Raw genomic sequence first — 3,186 nt, forward strand, 5'->3', positions numbered from 1 at the left:
TCTGCGGCGGGTTCACGGTGACTGAAGGTTCTTCAGCGGGAACCCGCCGCTGTTCGGCGTTCCAGGGTCGCGATTGCGTCGGGTTCGGGTGCGACTCACGCCGGGGACGGTGGTCGACGTCGGGTGCCGGAGTAGGAGGCGGCGGGAGCCTCGGCTGAGGCGGTGGCGGTTTCGATGGGTCGCTCGAGCAGGTGCCGGGCGATGTCGGCGTAGGCGATCGCGGTCGCCGAGCTGAGGTTGAACGCCATCGCCAGGTGCAGGGGGTCGGCTTCGACCGCGAGCGCTTCGTGCAGAATGCGGTCACCGCGGATCTGCTCAAGCTGGACGCCCTGCAGCAGCAGATGGCTGCTGAGGTAGTAGTCGCTGACCGGCTGGGTGCCGGTCGCGGTGACCGTCGAGACCAGCACGTACCGGTTCGGCGTGTGCGGCCAGGTGCACTGGCGATGCTCAAGCCAGGCGACCAGGGCATCTCGCACGAACTCCGGCAGCCGTTGAAAGTGACCGCCGAGCCGGATGCGCCGACCAGCGAGGTCGACGTCATCGAGGGTGAGCTCACGGATCGCGGTCGCACGCGCGGCGTGGACGGCGGCCAGAGCGACGACCAGCCGCTGAGCCGGAGTGACCGCCACGCGCCGGACGGCGGCAATCTGTGCGTCGGTCATCGGGAGCAGCATGCGTGCCGGGGCTCGGCCGACGTGCAGCCGGCGGGTCGGGTCGGCGAAGATCAGACGCTTCCGCTTGGCGAAGCCAAACAGCGACCGCACCGCGGTGAAGGTGCCCGCGCGGCGGTGCCCGCGCAACTGGTCGAGGACGGCACGAACGTCGTTCTCGGTGATCTCACGCAGCTGGTCGCGGGTCGCCGCCCAAGTCACCAAGTGCGGCCGGACCCGCCCGAAGTAGGCATACAGCGTCGAGTGCGACCGCGGGCGAGCGCGCTGGTCGCCTTCCAAGAGCAGCAGCAGCCACGCGCGGACCTCGGCACGGAATCCGGGCGGAACCGCCTGGCAGCTCTGCTCGATCCAAGCCCGCATCGTGGGCACGATGTCGTCGACGAGCAGCCCGAGCTCGTCCAAGACCTGCGCCATCCTCGCGAGCCGACTACCCCTGGAGACGCCGGCCACCGCCTGGAGGTCGCTCAGCTGGACCGGCTCACCCTCGGGGTGCCCCTCAAGCACGGCACGCAGGCCGGCCAGCACCCGCCAGCGGGAGGAGGTACTCCAATCCGCGATCTCGGCGGCCTGCCCTGCATGCCGCAGCACGACCTGCATCGTCGGCGCGAGGGCGGGCTCGCCGGCCACGTCGTCGTAGTCGGCCGTGGCGCTGTGTCGGCGAGCGACAGGTGGGCGGCAGGTGTGGCAGTGCCGCCGACGCCGTCCGCCGCGGCGCTGTCTTGCGCTGCGGTCGACCGGGCCACCGCAGGTCAGGCAGGGCGCATCACCGGCCCCGTCCACCTGGGCAGGCCGGTGCGGGCGGCAGGTGTGGCAGTGCAGGCGCGGCCGCCCGCCGCGTGGACCGGTGCTGCGCTCGACGGGTCCTCCACAGGTGTGGCAGGGCGCGCCGTCCGATTGGTCGGTCACCAGTCCGTCAGCGTGGCGGCAGCGAGCGGCCGGTTCTCGGCCTGGGCGTCACGACCCGAACCGGGCCCGTGGCAGTGCCCTGCTGCCCGACCGCGGTGCCGGTCGCCTCGGTGCCCGACCTGGGTGCCGGAACCTTGTCCGGTTCCGCGGTAATCAGCTCGCTGATCTCACAACCGAGCACCGCGCAGAACGCATCCAGCTCTTCGGGGCGCAAAACGCTGGGCTGGCCCGACCACAGGCCCGACATCTTCCCCGTGCTCAACTCCACGCCGCGGTCGGCGAGCATCCGCCGCAGTTCACTGGCCTTCCAGATGCCGCGGTTGGCCGCCGCCAGGCGCAGGTTCCACTTCATCCAATCAGTCCTTCCCACCGCTGCGCGGCGCGCTGCTGGCCGCGCATCACGGCGTCCTCGATGCGGGTCGCGTGCACGTGGACATACCGCATCGTCGTCGAGATCCACGAGTGGCCCAGCAGTTCCTGAATCGCGATGATGTCCACTCCCGTCTGGTAGAGCTGGCTCGCGCAGTAGTGCCGCAGGACGTGCGGGGTCAGCCTGCCCGTCCAGGCGGGCAGGTGCCGGGCCACCGCGCCCGTCAACGCGCGCCGGACCACATCGGGGCGCACCCGCGTGCCCGGGCCGTCGCTGCGGCGACGCTCGGAGGGGAACAACGGCGCGCCCGGCAGCGCGTGGTCGGCGTCGAACTGCCCCCATACCTCCTCCACGAACCACGCCAGTGCGCGGTCGGCGCCGCCGATCAGCGGCACCACCCGCTGCTTGGGCCCCTTGCGGCGGGCGCCCTTGCCATAGCGGACGTTGAGCTTGCCGAACCGGCCCAGCTCCCACCGGACGTCGTCCAGGTCGAGCATGCAGGCCTCGTTGATCCGTAATCCCACATCCGCCGACAACCGGGCCACGATGTAGTTGCGGGCAGCCGGGGCGAACTTCCGGCAGGAGGCCAGCTCCTCGCGCCAGCCGGCGAACAGCTGCTCCAGCTCCGCCTCGGTCGGCGGGATCCGCAGCCGGACCTCGACCGACATCCGGGGCCGGTTCATCTCATCGATCGGGCACTCGACAACCCGGCCGGTCAGCTCGTGCAGCTCGACCTTGTGGCGCAGCTCCAGGAACTCGAAGTAGGTCACCAACGCCTGCGCCCGGGCCGCCCGCGTCGAGGGCGACACCCCGCGCAGGGCAGTGCCGAAGTAGCGGTCGGCGTCTGGCGGCTGCATTTCCCACAGCGGCCGGTCGAACCACTTGCGGATCAGCTCGAGGTGGGTGGTGTCGCCGCGGATCGTGCTGTCGGCCAGCCCTGCCGCATGCCGCGCGAGCACGAATCCGGCCAGCACGTCCAGCTCGAAGTCGGCGAGTTCCTCCTCCGTCGCCGGTGCCCGGCGCTCCCGCAGGGAGCGCACCACCGCGAGCGACAACTCCCCTCCTCGATGTTCAGCCAGAGTGAAACATCATCATTGATGCGGTGATTCTTTCAGGTATGGCAGAGATCCTTCAACCCTCCGCCTTGATTCTCCTGAGACACCCGATGTCACTGGCCAGGTGCTCAAACGCGTCCCGAAGCAACACAAGGGCAGCCAGAAACCGAGCGGTTATTGCATA

At 70.2% G+C, this 3,186-nt stretch carries 3 protein-coding genes; all 3 read right to left on the reverse strand.

Annotated elements, in window-relative coordinates; genetic code table 11:
- Nucleotides 1-95: 95 nt before the first annotated feature.
- Genes AP234_RS34070 through AP234_RS34080 form a run of 3 tightly spaced genes read right to left on the reverse strand, consistent with a single transcriptional unit; the run spans nucleotide 96 to nucleotide 3,002 of the window.
- A complete protein-coding gene (locus tag AP234_RS34070; RefSeq protein ID WP_083502683.1) occupies nucleotides 96-1,577 on the reverse strand; it encodes a hypothetical protein in 1,482 nt (493 codons plus the stop codon).
- A 7-nt stretch (nucleotides 1,578-1,584) separates the two neighbouring features.
- A complete protein-coding gene (locus tag AP234_RS34075) occupies nucleotides 1,585-1,929 on the reverse strand; it encodes a helix-turn-helix domain-containing protein (protein ID WP_055483880.1) in 345 nt (114 codons plus the stop codon).
- The gene (locus AP234_RS34080; RefSeq protein WP_055483881.1) at nucleotides 1,926-3,002 is read right to left on the reverse strand and encodes a tyrosine-type recombinase/integrase; all 1,077 of its coding nucleotides are present in this window, start codon (nucleotides 3,000-3,002) and stop codon (nucleotides 1,926-1,928) included. Before AP234_RS34080 ends, AP234_RS34075 begins: the two co-directional genes overlap by 4 nt.
- Nucleotides 3,003-3,186 lie beyond the last annotated feature (184 nt).

Origin of the sequence: Sphaerimonospora mesophila, assembly GCF_001417795.1 — a bacterium.
In the GTDB taxonomy this organism is placed as follows: Bacteria; Actinomycetota; Actinomycetes; order Streptosporangiales; family Streptosporangiaceae; genus Sphaerimonospora; species Sphaerimonospora mesophila.

Coding starts and splice junctions, on each gene's coding strand:
- AP234_RS34075 (WP_055483880.1), bottom strand. CDS start 1,929: ATGAAGTGGAACCTGCGCCTGGCGGCGGCCAACCGCGGCATCTGGAAG.